This is a genomic window from Cyclobacterium xiamenense, assembly GCF_042140265.1.
GTDB classification, from domain to species: domain Bacteria; phylum Bacteroidota; class Bacteroidia; order Cytophagales; family Cyclobacteriaceae; genus Cyclobacterium; species Cyclobacterium xiamenense_A.
The window spans coordinates 5,728,399-5,744,503 of record NZ_CP159481.1; the positions used below are offsets into that span (position 1 = coordinate 5,728,399).

A 16,105-nucleotide genomic window follows, 5' to 3' on the forward strand; every position below is an offset into this window, starting at 1 on the left:
AGTGCTCGTCATACCTCTAAATCCACTTTTCGAGACAATTCTTCTTTTAAAAACCGAGCGGTATAGCTTCCTCTGATGGTGCACATCTTTTCGGGTGTACCGCTGAACAGAATTTCTCCTCCTTTCTGTCCCCCTTCCGGACCCAAGTCCACGATGTGGTCCGCTACTTTGATCACGTCCATGTTGTGTTCGATGACCAGGACCGTATTACCCTTGTCTACCAATTTTTGAAGTACTTCGAGCAAATGTCCGATGTCTTGAAAATGCAAGCCTGTGGTCGGCTCATCGAGAATGTAAAAGGTCTTTCCCGTATCTTTTTTGGATAGTTCGGTGGCCAATTTCACCCGCTGTGCCTCTCCTCCAGACAGGGTGGTGGCATGTTGCCCCAGCGTAATGTAGTCCAGTCCCACCTCGTGCAGGGTTTTGATCTTGCGTAGAATCCTCGGCTGGTTCTGAAAAAAGGCTACCGCTTGTTCCACGGTCATGTCCAGGACATCGGCAATGGATTTACCCTTGAAGCGAACCTCAAGCGTTTCCCGGTTGTACCGTTTGCCCTTACAGGTTTCACAGGGAATGTGCACGTCGGGAAGAAAATCCATTTCGATCAGCTTCATGCCTCCGCCCTCGCAATCTTCACAGCGACCGCCTTTGACATTAAACGAAAACCGACCCGGTTTGTAGCCCCTGATTTTTGCCTCCGGCAATTCCGTGAAGAGGGCCCGGATATCGGTGAAAACACCGGTATAGGTAGCCGGGTTGGAGCGGGGGGTCCTGCCGATCGGTGACTGGTCCACCTCGATCACTTTGTCCAAATGTTCCAGCCCTTTGATTTGCTTGTAGGGAAGTGGCTCCTTTCGGGAGTTGTAAAATTGCCGATTCAGTAAAGGATACAGCGTTTCGTGGATCAGCGAACTTTTTCCGGATCCGGAAACGCCTGTCACACAAACCATGGTACCCAGGGGGATCTCCAGCTTGACTTCCTTCAAATTATTCCCGCTGGCTCCGGTGAGCGTCAACTTCTTTCCGGATCCGCTCCGACGTTTGTCGGGCACCGCTATACGCAGTTCTCCATTCAGATACCTGGCAGTCAGGCTGTCTGCCCGAAGAAGTTGTTCCGGGCTGCCACTGGCCACGATATGCCCACCGTGCCGACCGGCACCGGGACCAATGTCCAGCACATAATCGGCTTCCAACATCATGTCACGGTCATGCTCTACCACGATTACCGAATTTCCCAAATCCCGCAAATCCTTCAAGGCGCGGGTTAGTTTCACATTGTCTCGTTGGTGCAAGCCTATGCTGGGTTCGTCCAGAATGTAAAGTACGCCTACCAACTGCGTACCAATCTGCGTGGCAAGGCGGATCCGCTGGGCCTCTCCACCAGAAAGGGTGCGTAAGGGCCGGTTTAAGGACAGGTAATCCAGCCCTATATCCAGTAGAAAGCCAATACGCTTTCGGATTTCTTTCAAAACTTCCGCCCCGATCACCTTCTGTCGCTCGGTCATCCGGTCCTCAATGGTAGCAAACCAATCGCCAAGCGTCCGGATGTCCATCTGGGCCAATTCACCAATGTGCTTGCCGGCGATTTTAAAATGCAGTGCCTCTTTCTTCAGCCGGTAGCCCTCGCAATCGGGGCAGGTACGGGAACTGGTGAAATCACTGATCCATTTCTGCATCTTGTCGGTACCACCTTCCTGCTGCTTCTGCAAAAAGTTGAGAATGCCTTCAAAGGTAGTGGTCCACTTGGTGCCCGGGTATTTTACGGAATCCACCGCAACTTCCTGCTTATCTCCATAAAGCAGGATCTCCACCACCTTGTCCTCCAGTTTGGCAATGGGTGTGGCGAGACTTCCCTTGTACCGCTTAAGAATGGCCTCGATTTTTTTGAAGATCCAAATATCCCGGTATTCCCCAAGCGGGGCAATACCGCCCCGGCTGATACTCAATGAGGGATCGGGGATGACGTTGTCCCGGGTGATTTCCTCGATTGTGCCCAGACCGTTGCAAGTGGGACAGGCTCCATAGGGACTGTTAAAAGAAAAGGAGTTGGGTGCCGGTTCATCGTAGCTGAGGCCGGTTTGCGGGTCCATCAGGTACTTGGAGAAATGGTGAATTTTATTTGACTCGTCCAGCAGCATGACGATCCCTTTCCCGTGTTGCAATGCCGTTTTCAGCGATTGGGTGATGCGGTACCGGTCGCTCTCTGCCGCCACTACCCGGTCCACCACAATTTCTATATCGTGGATCTTGTACCGGTCGACCTGCATCTTTGGCTGCAGCTCTTGAACCTCCCCGTCGATACGTACGCGGGAATAGCCCATTTTACGAATCTGCTCAAACAATTCCCGGTAATGCCCTTTTCTACCTTTCACCACCGGTGCCAGTATGGACAGCCGCTTTTCTGAAAATGACTGAAAGATCTGTTCGATGATTTGATCCTCGGTTTGCCGCACCATTTTATCACCTGACAGGTAGGAAAAAGCTTCCGCTGATCTGGCGTACAACAAACGCATAAAATCGTAAATCTCGGTAACGGTGCCAACAGTAGAGCGGGGATTTTTCGAGGTGGTTTTTTGTTCAATCGATATGACAGGAGATAAGCCGTTGATTTTATCCACATCGGGGCGCTCCATCCCACCCAGGAAGGAGCGTGCGTAGGCCGAAAAACTTTCCATGTACCGGCGCTGTCCTTCCGCATAGATGGTATCGAACGCCAGGGAGCTTTTTCCACTTCCACTCAACCCGGTAATCACCACTAATTTGTTTCTTGGAATGGTCAGGTCCAGATTTTTCAGGTTGTGTTCCCGGGCGCCAAAAATCTCAATGTAATCCTGCGACGGTGTTTTTTCTGCTGACATACGAACGACTTGCGCGATAATTTGAATGAATGTACAAAATTAAGGAATCGAATGAGAAAGGCCTTCATTTACTCTGATTAACCCAAAAAATCACCGGAAGGTTTCGCCCGCCCGGGCGACTTACTTTTCCCGCATTTCCTGTTCCGTTTGTCCCGTAACGGTGGATTTAAGCCCGCTTAGTACCAGATTCCACCAGTAGTGAAATATAAACTTGTGCTTTTCCCGCTCAAAATACACCTCTCCCTTGCTGAGCTCGCCTGATTTTTTGGGATTTTGCGTGGGAATGACCAGCTTATTCGCAAGAAAAGCGCCAATTCTACGAAAAATATTTTGATTTCGTTTGTAATTCTTATCCAAAATCTCAATTTCCAAATCCTCGTATTTGGCGATAACCTGTCCGGTTCCCTCCAGATCGTTTGCCCGGATATCAAAAGCGAGGTCATTTAACCTACCGCTTTTCAAGGCAATGCGTGTGGCCGGCATGATCATGTCATTGAGCACCGGCAGATTCATTGTACCTATGCTTCCCTTCAAGAAAAAAGTACCCTTACCGTCGTTGATCAGGTGATCCGCGCGCAGGTCTATCTGGCCCTGTCCCATTAGCCTGCCCCTTGCGCTTACCCGAAGTGTGTCGGTTTGGGCAGACGTGGCGCCCATCGAACTAAACCCGCTGATTTCTCCTTCCACCCGATCAAAAAAGATTTTTCCGGAAGTGGTGGCGTTGGTTTCTGGCCGTTCTTCGTAGGTAATCCGAATGTCTGAAAACGCAATGGTTGGCAAATGTAGCTCTCGCGGGAGTTCTTCCAGGATTTCATGGATCATTTTGGGTCGTTTGCTGGTGTCCTCCACTTTTCGCTTGTCCCGAAAGATGTCTAGCTCCGGCCCCTCCAGGAGCAGGGTATCGGCAGCAATCCTTCCCTCTCGGAAATAGGCGTGAAAATCCATTCCATCCAGTTGCATGCGGGCGTTGGTAAGCTCCATCCAATTGGTTTCCTTTTCAAAACGGTTGACATAGGCGTATTTCCTTAGCTTATTTCGAAACGAGATTTCCTCGACAATTAGTCGCTGATCCCGGGTATTGAAGGACAGATCGCGGGCTTCGACGACATTCAGGTAATCATTGATGTGTACCTGCGCACCGGCCATGTATCCTTCGATGCTCTCTACCAAAAAAAGCGCATCGGGATTTTCCTTGTCCTCTTTGCTAAAGCGAAAACCATCGGCAAAAACAAACAAATCGGTTAGGGACAGGCGTACCGAATCCGTTTTTCCATCGCGGTTCTCAAAGGAGACTTTATTTACACGAAGGTGGTTTAGCCCGATAACCCGGTAGTCCTTTCCTTTTCCGGTGGCCGAGGGCTTCTGACTGGCTTGCATTTCCTCCAGGTCCGGGGTCCGCGTCTCCAAAACAGCATTTTCGATATACGCAGAGTCCAGTTGGATGCTGTTGTAAAACAAAAAATCTATCCAGCGAAAACCTGTAAAACTGGCCTCGTCAAAGCGCAGATGAAACCTGATTTTGTTCTCCGCATCCAGGTCCTGACCGGGACGGATGTCCACGGAATCCATTTTCAGGTAGGTTCCTCGGTAATCATAATCCAAATGAATGTCTCCAAAAGCCACCTCGTGTCCGGCAAAATCGTTGGTCCGGGTAATCATGTTGGAGACGATGCGCTCCGCATGCCGATTCAGGTACTGATTGATAAAAAAAGGTAAGGCAATAAGGAGGGCGATCATACTGCTCACCAGTACAAGGATCGGTATCAGCGTCTTTTTCATGAGAAATTATTTGTTGCTCAAGATACTGATAAAAATGGATCCAATTCTTAAACCGGGAGTTTAATTACATAGCTCCTGCCCCTCCGCACATTCAATTGCCGACTGATCAGCCAGGGGTTGTAGGTCTTCACTTCCTTGTAGGTACTTTTGTGTTCTTTCGCCCACTCGGCCAGGTTGGAAATGCTCTCCGTCACCTCAATCTCCCGTAAGGGTGGTATCTCGTAAAGATCGTCACGCTGAAGTTCAAATCCGTACTTGCCAGGGTTTTCGAAGATCTCTTTCAACGCCAATGCCCGAAAAAGGTAGCGGCTCGTCTCTTCGTTCAGGTACAAATCGTAGTAATCCGGACTCAATTGCTGGTTCTTTCGGCGCGTGATGCCGGCAATCCCCATATTATAGCTCGCTGCTACACTGGTCCAGTTCCCAAACTTCCCGTAGGAGGCACGCAGGTATTTACAGGCGGCTAGCGTGGATTTTTCAAAATGGTACCGTTCGTCCACATCCCGGCTGACTTCCAGTCCGAAATCCCCGGCTGTGCCTTTCATGAATTGCCAGAAACCTTTAGCTCCGGCAGGCGAAGTTACGTTCATCAGGCCCGATTCGATCAATGCTACAAACTTGAAATCGTCCGGGATACCGTTTTCTTTAAGCGTCTGCTCGATGAAAGGGAAAAATTTCCCCGCCCTCTTCATCATTAGTAAGGTATTGGATTCCCAATAGGCGTTGACATAGATCTCCCGCTCGTAGCGTTCGTAAACTTCCGGATCCTCCATGGGTACGCTTTCACCGGCAAATTCGGGAGATTCGGGCAGTTCAAAAATCCGAACTCGTTGCAACCCGGCCGAATGTGCCTCCTGAACGCGGGCCGTAGTATCGGTTGGGTTGGAAGTGGCTCCGCTATCCCTTCCTCTAAACCACAAATAGCCAATCAATACAAACTGCACTAGCAGAAGCAGGTACAAATACGAAATGTGTTTGGTGTTCACTGGTCTGGTAATTTGAAGGTGCCAATCGGTTGCGGTAAAAAGAATTCGTGCTGCCCAGGCGTTCGCCGAAGGAATCCGACCGCCCGCTGCTTTCTCAGGCCAGGAGCGATGGGCCGCCTCAGGTCCCAGCCATCCAAGGGATGCGGTCCCCATTTTTTAGTTGACCGATGTGCTGTCTCGCTTACCCTCCTCTGAAAAGCGGGAGTTTTCGTCTCTTCCTCTTTCAATTACGCCGTCTGTTAACGTTTTGAAAAAAATGGCTCGCCTTTTTTTCTTCTCCGTAAAGGAAAGTAATGGTTCCAACGAAAGCAAGCGCGGATCGATGGAATTTTTTTTAATTAATAGAAAAATTTCGACTTTTGAGAAAAACGCCGGATTATTTCATTTTTTTTCCCTTATTTAAAGAATGGACACCTTGATTTCATCCCCCTACTGGTCGTTTCTGGTGCTAGTGCTTAGCGTCCTTCTGGTAGCGCAGCTCATTTCCCGATGGCGCTTTCATCCCTTCATTGCCCTGGTCATCGCGGCCGTTTTTGTGGGATTAATCAGTCCGAATCTGGTCCGGGATCAAGGATTGATTGCCGCCATCGAACTACCCATGACCGAATTGGGCGCCATGGCAGGGAAAATTGCCTGGGTCATTGCCCTCGCCGCGGTCATCGGAACAGCCATGATGGAAAGTGGAGCCGCTTCCCAGATTGTGAGCCAACTCCTAAAAAGGCTTGGAGAAAAACAGGCCGCGCTTGCCCTGATGCTGGCTGGGTTCATTTTATCTATCCCGGTCTTCCTGGACACGGTATTTTTTCTATTGATACCATTGGGAATCACCCTTGCCGCAAAAACCGGCAAAGATTACGTGTTGTATGTCACCGCTATCGGGGGAGGAGCAGCAATCACCCACAGCATCGTACCCCCTACCCCCGGACCATTGATCATGGCAGAAACGATGGGCCTGGATCTGGGCTTGGTTATCAGTGCCGGTCTGCTGCTGGGGGTCCTCCCTGCCTTTGTGGTGCTAATCGTGGGAAAAAAACTGAACCGCTCCTATCGCATTCCGCTGCGGATTGCGCCAGCGCCCGTCCTGCCTGGCGGTAGGGAATTGTCCCTGGGACTGTCCCTGCTTCCGATTTTGTTGCCCATCACGCTGATCGGCGCCGCTTCGCTGGTCCAGGCCCTGACCGGCTCGGTACCGGAATGGCTGAGCTTCCTTGGAAATAAAAACCTGGCCATGGCAGCGGGAACAGGCACCGCCCTGTACCTGTGGGCCATCACCCGGGAGTTGAATTCAAGAGCACTTTGGGAGAAAATCGGTAAACCGCTCGAAATTGGCGGCCTGATTATTTTGATTACGAGCGCCGGTGGGGCGTATGGGGCCATGATTGGGCATACGGGGATCGGTGAAGCCATTCGTCTGAGCTCGGAAAAACTGCAGCTCCATTACATCCCTCTGGCCTGGCTGATTGCCGCGGTGTTAAAAACAGCCCAGGGATCGGGCACGGTGGCGATGATTTCCAGTGCGGCCATTGTCTCGGCCTTGATCGGCAACGGCTCTGAATTGCCCTACCACCCGGTTTATCTGCTCATGGCTATGGGGTTTGGCTCCCTTTTCGTATCTTGGATGAACGACAGTGCCTTTTGGGTGGTAGCCCGTATGAGCGGACTGACAGAAAAAGAAGCCCTTAAAACCTGGACCTTTTTGCTGGCCATGATTTCCCTGGCAGGGATGCTGCAGGTGTGGCTACTGTCTTGGATAGTACCTTTAATTTAATCAAAAAAACCATCAACGCATGCATGTACTGATTATCGGCGGAGGCGGCTTTATCGGAAGCCGCCTGGCGATAGAATACCGCCAACAACATCCTGATCCAGGTAGTAGCCTGACCTTGTTTGACCGCCATTTCCCCGAAAAACTGACAAATAACCCCCAATTTGACTGTATACAGGGCGATTTTGGCGATCCCTCCCAGGTAGATGCATTGCTCGATAAAAAGCCCGACCTGATCTTTCACCTCGCTGCCGTGGTAAGCGGAGAGGCAGAGAAAAATTTTGACCTGGGCATGCAGGTCAACCTGAACGGTTCACTGCACCTGTTGGAAAAATGCCGGGCACTGGGCCACCGCCCCCGCATCGTCTTTGCCAGCTCCTGTGGCATCTTTGGAGGTGACATGCAGCAAGTAATCACTGAGGACACCGCCCCAAAACCCAGAAGCTCCTATGGTACCCAAAAAGCCATAGTGGACCTCCTAATGAACGATTACAGCCGCAGGGGATTTGTGGACGCCCGATGCCTCCGGTTGCCCACCATCACCGTGCGGCCCGGTAAGCCCAATGCTGCTACTTCCTCGTTTTTGAGTGGCATCATCCGCGAACCCTTGAATGGACAGCCGGCCAGCTATCCCGTGGACCCAAGCTCGGAATTCTGGATTCTATCTCCCAAACAAGTCGTTAAGAACTTTCTCCATGCAGCCAACCTGTCTCCCGAACTAATCGGAGAGGATCGGACCATTAACCTGCCCGGACTAACCGTATCGGTACAACACATGATCGACTGCCTGGAAAGGGTGGCCGGCCCCAGGGTGACCCAACGCATCAGCTATCGGCCGGATGCCTTCCTTCAAAGCATCGTGTTGACCTGGCCTCCCCACTTTAACACCCGAAAAGCAACTGACCTTGGCTTTACCGCAGACCGGGACGTAGAAGAAATTATCCGAAACTACATTCGGGAAGAGAATATCCAACTTACCGTAGCATGAATCACACTATCAAAACCGCATTGATCACCGGTGCCGGTTCGGGAATCGGCCGCTCCGTGGCCCGGGCGCTTGCCAACGCAAACTGGACGCTGATCCTCACCGGCAGAAACCAGGAAAAGCTGGAGGAAACAGCAGCTGCTTGCAACGGCAACGCACACCTGGTGGCTCCTGCGGATATTACCGACCCTGCCGCAATCCGGCAGCTTTTTATCCAGGTGGAGAAAAAATTTGGTCGCCTGGACCTTTTGTTTAACAACGCTGGTGTAAATGCCCCCGCCGTGCCCCTGGAAGACCTGGCCTTTGCCGATTGGAAACGCGTGATCGACACCAACCTTACCGGGGCCTTTCTTTGCACCCAGGAAGCTTTTCGACTGATGAAAAAACAGCAACCAAAAGGAGGGCGGATCATCAACAACGGCTCCATCTCGGCCCATGTACCCCGGCCGCTGTCTGCAGCCTACACGGCAAGCAAACATGCAGTAACCGGCCTTACCCGTTCCAGCAACCTGGATGGACGGGCCCACGGCATTGTCTGCGGCCAAATCGATATTGGAAATGCCAAAAGTGCCATGACCAAAAAAATCGAAGAAGGTATTTTGCAGGCAGACGGCTCGCACAAGGCGGAACCCACCATGGACCTGGACGAGGTGGGACGCGCGGTCGTGTACATGGCCGGATTGCCGCTGGACACCAACATACCCTGGATCACCCTCATGGCTAACGGCATGCCCTATATGGGTAGGGGCTGATGGCCTTTTTTGCCAATGCCGGGTAATTCACCAGGAACCCGTACCTCCCAACCCGTTTATGAAAAACTTCTCTGACATGCCAAATTACCTGAAAACTGCTTCGTTGCTCCTTGTTTCCGGCCTGCTGCTTGGAACAAGTTGCCAGAAAAAAGCTGCCGAAACGGCCAAAAACGAACCCGAATTTACCCGTGTCAATTACAATCGGCCCGAGGCCAGTTCCTACCTGGGAGTGGGGCTATGGGCCTGGCCGCTGCCCATGGACTACGATGGGGACGGAGATATGGATTTACTGGTTTCCTGTCCGGACAAGCCCTTTAATGGCCTTTACTTTTTCGAAAACAGCAGTGGAGAAGCCTTTCCCCGGTTTGAACCTCCCGTACGCCTGGGAGACGCTATCCCCAAGGTTCAGGTTTCCCACTTCGGGCCGGGTGAACCCAAGGTGACCGTCCCCGGCGCCGAACTGAAGGATTTCCGGAAAAGCCTGGACTCTAAACCCGAAGCCTTATTTCCAATCGAAGAGCTCACCAAAGATCTGGGAAAAAATCCTCGATTTAATCAATGGAAAATGGTCGATTACGAGGGAGACGGCGATTTGGATATCCTGGTGGGCATGGACGACTGGTCGGATTATGGCTGGGACAATGCCTACGATAGTACCGGCACCTGGGTGAATGGCCCCCTGCACGGATACGTGTACCTACTGGAACATACGAACGGGGAATACCGTAACCGCGGCCGGCTGCAGGCCGATGGAAAGGAAATCGACGTATACGGGGCCCCGTCCCCAAATATGGCCGATTTTGACGGCGATGGAGACCTGGATTTGATCTGCGGGGAATTCCTGGACCGGATGACTTATTTCGAAAACGTGGGCAGCCGGGAACAGCCCGTATTCAGGGAAGGCCAATTTTTGGAAAATGAGGCAGGTCTAATCAAAATGGATCTGGAAATGATCATCCCGGTGGCCGTTGATTGGGATCGGGACGGACAGGTGGACCTGATTGTAGGCGATGAAGACGGACGCGTCGCCTGGGTGCAGCATACCGGGAAAATGCGGGACGGCATGCCCCAATTTACAGCCCCCAGGTATTTCCGGCAGCAAGCGGATCACTTAAAATTTGGCGCACTGGTAACGCCGGTAAGCGTAGACTGGGACTCCGATGGAGACGATGACCTCATTGCTGGCAATTCGGCCGGGTACATTGCCTTCATAGAAAATCTGAGCGGCGGCCCCACGCCCAGCTGGGCCGAACCGGAATTATTGGAAATCGACGGCGACCCGATTCGCATACAAGCAGGGGACAAGGGTTCCATACAGGGGCCCGCCGAAGCCAAATGGGGCTATACCACCCTCTCCGTGGCGGATTGGGACGGAGACGGACATCAGGATATCGTATTCAATTCCATTTGGGGAAAGGTGGAATGGATCCGGAATACCGGTACGGAACTACAAGGCCCCCAACCGGTGCGGGTAGCTTGGGGAAATCAGGCGCCACCCTACCCAAGCTGGAACTGGTGGAAGCCAGCGGCCGGGGAATTGGTCAGCCAATGGCGAACCACTCCTTATGCCATCGACTGGGACGAAGACGGCATCATGGATCTGGTGATGCTGGATCATGAAGGCTACCTGGCCTGGTATCGGGGCACCCGCAAAGACGATGAAACCGTTTTACTTCCTGGAAAACGTATCTTTTTTGGAGAAAATGCCAGCGCATTAACCAGCAAAAACGAAGTGGAAGAGGCCGCAACCGGGCCGCTTCGACTAAATACCGGAGTGGCCGGCAGGAGCGGTCGGCGCAAAATCAGCTTTGTGGACTGGGACAAGGACGGCGATATGGACCTACTGGTTAACAGCCTGAACGTGTCCCTGTTTGAAAATATCGGCCAACGCCCGGACAGGGTGGTCTTTCGATACCATGCCCCGTTTACGGACCAAATGCTGGCCGGACACACCACCAGCCCCACCTTTGTGGATTGGAACGGTGACGGCGTTTGGGAGGTGTTGGCAGGCGGCGAAGACGGACATTTTTACCATCTGCCGCGGTAAAGAGGTAGGGATCTTTTTTATTTTCCGGCCTGATTGCGGACAAATTCGGTTGAAAGGATGCGGTTTTGCCTGGTGAAAAAACTACGGATTGCTATTCGCTACACATTCACAAAAACTTTCACCGCAAGATTTTCCGGGTTCATCGCAAACTTTTTCGGGTTGATCTCCTTCCGGGATGAAGGCCATTCCTTTTCCTTAGGTTTGTCATGAAAATAATTCAAGAACCGCCCGTCATCTGACGGGCAAAAAAACGAAAAATCATGAAAAATCTAATGAAAAGTGCCGCAATAGCCGTTTTGTTCCTCGTATCCCTTACGAGCATGACCCCTGCACCCCGTCCAGACCTGGTGATTTCGGAGGAGGGAAAAAATCTCTTCGTTCAATTACATTCCCAGCTACAGGGGACCACCATTTCCATCACCGATCAATCTGCGAACACCTTGTTTTTCACAGATGCCTACGAAGGAAGCTACGCAAAAAAGTTTAACCTGGAACAATTAGCCGATGGTACGTATTTCTTTCGGGTGGACAACCCCAAGGCAAGCCAGGTGTACACCTTGAAATTGGTTGAGGACCGGATAGAAATCCTCCGGAAAGAAGAAAAATCCTCTCCCTCGGTTTTTCGGGTGGATGGCGCCACCGTGTTCTTTGCCCTTTCTTCAGAAGACCTGAAAAAGGTGGACATTACGATCACCAATAGCCAAAATGCCGAGGTATTCCGCACATCGGAAAACGTAGACGGCAGCATTGACAAAGTCTTCAACTTTGAAAAGGCGGTGAAAGACAGTTATACGATTCGCGTAGCGGACGGGAAAACGACCTATTCCCAATACATCGAAGTGAGCTAATGGCTCCCTTCCCCTTCACTGGCGAATTTCTTACGCAGCATTGGAAACCGGATACCAACCGGTTTCTTTTTTTTGTGATCACTTCGACAGCGGTTGCAAAACCGTGTTCGTCTACCATTTTGTATATTGGTACCTCTACTATATGTTCCATATGCCTAACCTTTCGACTTCGTTTCAAAAATACCAGGCTCCCTTTCTGCACGTACTGACCTGGTCCATTTTTTTCTTGTTGCCTTTTCTCGTGGAGCAAGGTTACGGAGGCAGGGGACCACAATCCGCACGGGCTGAAAACTTTTTGTACCTAAACAGCCTTACCAATATCTTTTGGGTCCTGCTCTTTTATGCAAACACCCGGCTCCTGATTCCCCGCCTTCTGTACCAACGGAAATTTACGGGCTACCTTGGGGTCCAACTGCTGCTATTTGCTGGCATCCTGTTCTTCCACCGCCTGCTCTTTGAGATCCTTCTGCCCGACCTGCATTTTTCCTTTTACCGGTCCGCGCTTTTCAATGCGGTTCCCTTTGTATTCATTCTGATGGCAGGCATCGCCTTTAAATCCGTATCCGACAAGATTCGCTCGGATCGCCTGGACAGTGAAAGACAGCAAGAAAACCTGAAGACCGAACTGGCCTTTCTCCGCTCTCAAATCAGTCCGCATTTTATACTGAATATCCTGAATACGATGGTGGCATTGGCACGCATGAAAAGCGATGCGCTGGAACCCTCGTTGATAAAACTTTCATCGCTGATGCGCTACATGTTTTTCGAGACGGATGAGGAAAAAGTACCGTTAACAAAGGAGTTAGAATATTTGAGTAGCTATATTGACCTTCAAAAACAACGGATCGGAAGCCGGTTACAACTGGTGACAGAGGTACAAGCCGCGGAAAACTGGCATCGCATCGAACCCATGCTCCTCATTCCTTTTGTGGAAAATGCCCTGAAGCATGGCACCGGAATGATTCCCGACCCAACCATTTACATTTCCCTTAGCGCCAAAGAGGGGCAACTTCAATTCAGGGTAAAAAACAAATACAGCAAAGAAAATGAGACCATGGATACCATTTCAGGGATAGACCTATCCAATGTAAGCCGACGGTTGGAGCTGCTCTATGGTAGCAAACATCGCCTTACTATTGATAAAAGCGATGGATGGTTTACCGTCCACTTACAATTAACCTTTACACCATGATCACCTGCATTGCCATAGATGACGAACCCCTGGGCCTTGAGCTGTTAAAGGACAATATCAGCAAGGTTCCCTTCCTACATTTGCTGGCTACCTGCAGCAATGCCTTTGAGGCCATGGAAGCGCTACGCAAACAGCCCGTCGACCTGATATTTACCGATATTCAAATGCCCGGGCTCACGGGGTTTCAGTTTATCTCCAGCTTGCAAAAGAAACCGATGGTTATTTTCATTACCGCCTATAGCCAGTACGCTGTGGATAGTTTTGACCTGGATGTGGTGGATTACCTGGTAAAACCTGTGCCCCTGGAGCGGTTTATCAAGGCCTGTAATCGGGCGAAAGAACGCCACGAGCTGAAAACTTCAAAACCGGCCGATAGTCCCGGAAAGTCCCCCGACCATTTCTTTGCCCAGGTGGATTACAGCCAGCTGAAAATCCGGTTTGACGATATTGTCTGGATGAAAGGATATGGGGATTACATCAAGTTTCATCTCAAAAGCCAGGAACAACCGTTGGTGGTACGGATGAGTTTCAAGGAACTCGAAAGGATCTTACCTCCCGGCAAATTTATACGCATCCATAAATCCTATTCCGTGGCGCTGTCAGAAATTACCGCCGTCCGTAAAAACAGCCTTTTTCTGGGGGATCAGGAGTTTTCGATCGGGGAGTCCTACCGGGAAGAAGTGGAAAAATGGATGCGTAGCGGGAATTGAAAAATGGAGATACCCCTTGGCTGGACACATAAAAAATTATCCGAAACCAGGCAACCACAAACCGGGAATGCATGCAAAAAGCACCGTTAGGGGTAGGCTAGGGCACAGAAGGTATGAATCGGCAGTGTAAATAGACGGTCAATTCAGCCCCTTCGTTCGGTCTGCTCGTAAAAATGGTCCTCCCGGCCTCCTTTTTATACCATTTTTGCCAGGATACAAGCTTATCCCGGTCCTTTCCACACCTTTGAAATCTCAGGCACCGCGAGAATAAGGCGATTCTTTCGCTGCATCCATGCACCTGAGGTTATCCTTTTCGGCATCGTTGCACACCGCTAAGCACGGCAGCCCTGTAGGACGCATTCTTCAAAAATCGCCTGCAAGGCAGTCATTTCATGGGGATAGCCGGAGTATGGGTCATTTATCCCCGGTTTGAAAGGTACTAACGGCTGACCAATCGCTCCAATTCAGGTTTTGGTCGCGGTAACGAACCCGCCAATAGTATTTTGTATCGGGAGCCAGGCGCTCCGTTTTTTCATCCGTTAAGTCGTCGTCCTTTTGTCGGTTTTCTTTGTAGTACCAGTTTTGGTATTGCTGCCAGCTCTCATAGTCCAATTTTTCAAATCCCGGTGATCTTGACAGCTGCCAATGGGAAGCGGCGTGAAAGGTGCCCGTATACTTGCTGGTGAATGGACCGGCTTTCAGAACAGCTCCTCGGATCGAAACCGCTGATCCGGCGGGGGAAATCGCTTCGGGGGTATTCGGTTTTCGTTCCTTTCTCCATACCGTAATGCTATCTCTCAATTCATTTTCCCGATGCTCCAGGGTATTGCCGCGGCTGATTCGTTGGATGGTGAATTTTGGATCGCTTCTATCGCCGTCTATGGACACCATGACAAATCCGTACTCGTCTTGCGTAACGGTAAACTCATCGTAATCCCTCCCTTCAAATTCGCCCCAGTTGTCGATGGCCCCTCCTGCGGAGGCCACATTGATCCAGAGGTGTTTGTGATCCCTGGATTGTCCCCGGGAATATCCGTGCGTGTGTCCAAAAAAGTGAATGCTGGGCTTTCCTGTTTTCGTAGAAAATTGTTCCAATTCCTTGACGATTCGCCCGGTAAAGTCCTCTTCGCCTGGAATCCAAAGTTCGGACTTAAACGGGTGATGCAACTGCGCAAAAACAAAGTCGATTTTATCGTCCTTTTCCGTGTCGGCCAACAGCTCTTTCAACCAATCCAGTTGTTCCCGCAAATCCCTGTACCCATCGTTTGAGTCCAAACCGATCACCCGGGTATTGCCGTAATCCTTGTACCACCAATGTTCGGAATAGGCAGGCGTACCATTCTCAGGCAAACTAAAATATTTAAAGTAGTAAACAGAATTACGCTCGTGGTTGCCGGGAACGGGATATACCGGCACCTGCGCGAATAATTGTGCTGCCGGATTAAAAAAGTGGTCTTTCCACTGATAAAACTTCGCACCATTTTCCACCAAATCTCCCGGAATCAACACCATTGCCAGGTTATCCGGAAGGGATCCGCCAAACTCTTTTTCAAGATAGGCGATCACCCCTTCGTTCACCACTTCGCTAAATTTATCGGGTTGGTTGTGGTCGTACTGCATATCGCTCATGGCAACGAGCTTAAAATCCTTGGCGTCGCTGGAAAAAGGAGGTGTTTTAAATTGAAAAATATCCGAACGAGCATTCCCGGTACGAACCCGGTAATAATATTCGGTAAACCGTTCCAAACCTGTGATCTTGACGGTATGAACCCGCGTATCGTCAAAATTGATCGCTTCAGAAGTACCCGTAGCGCTTTCACCCAATTCGGGACTGGTGCCCCATTCTACCGTACTTTCCTCCCCGTCGGAGGTCTGCCACATGACGATGGCAGAATTTGGCTCTACATCTTGCAGGTAGGGTTTGATCTCCAGGGTCTGGGCCAGGGAGGGAAAGCAAGCACTTGCAAACAAAGCGAATAAAACTGATTTGAACGCCATTTTCAATGTACGAATTACGTTTTGGTTTGGAACAACGACAACGCGCTGACACTATTCCCAGCCGGGAATTGCCATGCGCATCCCAAGGTACTATTTTCGTGAGAAAAGCAAGTAAACAGGGCTTAAAAAAAGCCAATTCTTCCGGGTTCGGCCTACCCGGGGGGCGATTGTTAGGCGGATCGGAT

At 50.8% G+C, this 16,105-nt stretch carries 11 protein-coding genes; 7 read left to right on the plus strand and 4 right to left on the minus strand.

The annotated features are described in order from the left end of the window. Nucleotides 1–8: 8 nt before the first annotated feature. The 3 genes from uvrA to ABWH99_RS23505 all read right to left on the minus strand — a co-directional run bounded on the left by uvrA (nucleotide 9) and on the right by ABWH99_RS23505 (nucleotide 5,776). A complete protein-coding gene (uvrA, locus tag ABWH99_RS23495; RefSeq protein WP_375584205.1) occupies nucleotides 9–2,858 on the minus strand; it encodes an excinuclease ABC subunit UvrA in 2,850 nt (949 codons plus the stop codon). Nucleotides 2,859–2,978: 120 nt separating this feature from the next. Then, nucleotides 2,979–4,637, minus strand: a complete 1,659-nt coding sequence (locus ABWH99_RS23500) for a hypothetical protein (RefSeq protein WP_375584206.1) — start codon at nucleotides 4,635–4,637, stop codon at nucleotides 2,979–2,981. A 47-nt stretch (nucleotides 4,638–4,684) separates the two neighbouring features. Beyond that, on the minus strand, nucleotides 4,685–5,776 hold the full coding sequence (locus tag ABWH99_RS23505; protein WP_375584207.1) for a lytic transglycosylase domain-containing protein: 1,092 nt from the start codon (nucleotides 5,774–5,776) through the stop codon (nucleotides 4,685–4,687). Nucleotides 5,777–6,029: 253 nt separating this feature from the next. Between ABWH99_RS23505 and ABWH99_RS23510 the strand changes: the two genes are divergently transcribed. From ABWH99_RS23510 to ABWH99_RS23540, 7 genes are all read left to right on the plus strand, one after another. Further along, a complete protein-coding gene (locus ABWH99_RS23510; RefSeq protein ID WP_375584208.1) occupies nucleotides 6,030–7,391 on the plus strand; it encodes a GntP family permease in 1,362 nt (453 codons plus the stop codon). 19 nt (nucleotides 7,392–7,410) lie between these two features. Further along, nucleotides 7,411–8,376 carry a D-erythronate dehydrogenase gene (gene denD / locus ABWH99_RS23515; RefSeq protein ID WP_375584209.1) on the plus strand — a complete coding sequence of 322 codons (966 nt, stop codon included), beginning with the start codon at nucleotides 7,411–7,413 and terminating at the stop codon, nucleotides 8,374–8,376. Continuing rightward, a complete protein-coding gene (locus ABWH99_RS23520; protein ID WP_375584210.1) occupies nucleotides 8,373–9,125 on the plus strand; it encodes an SDR family oxidoreductase in 753 nt (250 codons plus the stop codon). The genes denD and ABWH99_RS23520 overlap by 4 nt, the downstream gene beginning before the upstream one ends. 58 nt (nucleotides 9,126–9,183) lie before the next feature. Beyond that, nucleotides 9,184–11,172, plus strand: coding sequence for an FG-GAP repeat domain-containing protein (locus ABWH99_RS23525; RefSeq protein WP_375584211.1), 1,989 nt, complete (start codon nucleotides 9,184–9,186; stop codon nucleotides 11,170–11,172). A gap of 260 nt (nucleotides 11,173–11,432) precedes the next feature. Further along, nucleotides 11,433–12,020: a hypothetical protein gene (locus ABWH99_RS23530; protein WP_375584212.1), complete on the plus strand. Its 588-nt coding sequence runs from the start codon at nucleotides 11,433–11,435 to the stop codon at nucleotides 12,018–12,020. Between the two features lie 151 nt (nucleotides 12,021–12,171). Continuing rightward, nucleotides 12,172–13,212, plus strand: a complete 1,041-nt coding sequence (locus ABWH99_RS23535) for a sensor histidine kinase (RefSeq protein ID WP_375584213.1) — start codon at nucleotides 12,172–12,174, stop codon at nucleotides 13,210–13,212. Then, the gene (locus ABWH99_RS23540; protein ID WP_375584214.1) at nucleotides 13,209–13,922 is read left to right on the plus strand and encodes a LytR/AlgR family response regulator transcription factor; all 714 of its coding nucleotides are present in this window, start codon (nucleotides 13,209–13,211) and stop codon (nucleotides 13,920–13,922) included. Before ABWH99_RS23535 ends, ABWH99_RS23540 begins: the two co-directional genes overlap by 4 nt. A gap of 414 nt (nucleotides 13,923–14,336) precedes the next feature. Here ABWH99_RS23540 and ABWH99_RS23545 read toward each other — a convergent pair whose 3' ends face one another. Beyond that, complete coding sequence (locus ABWH99_RS23545) at nucleotides 14,337–15,920, minus strand: fibronectin type III domain-containing protein (RefSeq protein ID WP_375584215.1); 1,584 nt, start codon at nucleotides 15,918–15,920, stop codon at nucleotides 14,337–14,339. Between the last annotated feature and the right edge of the window lie 185 nt (nucleotides 15,921–16,105).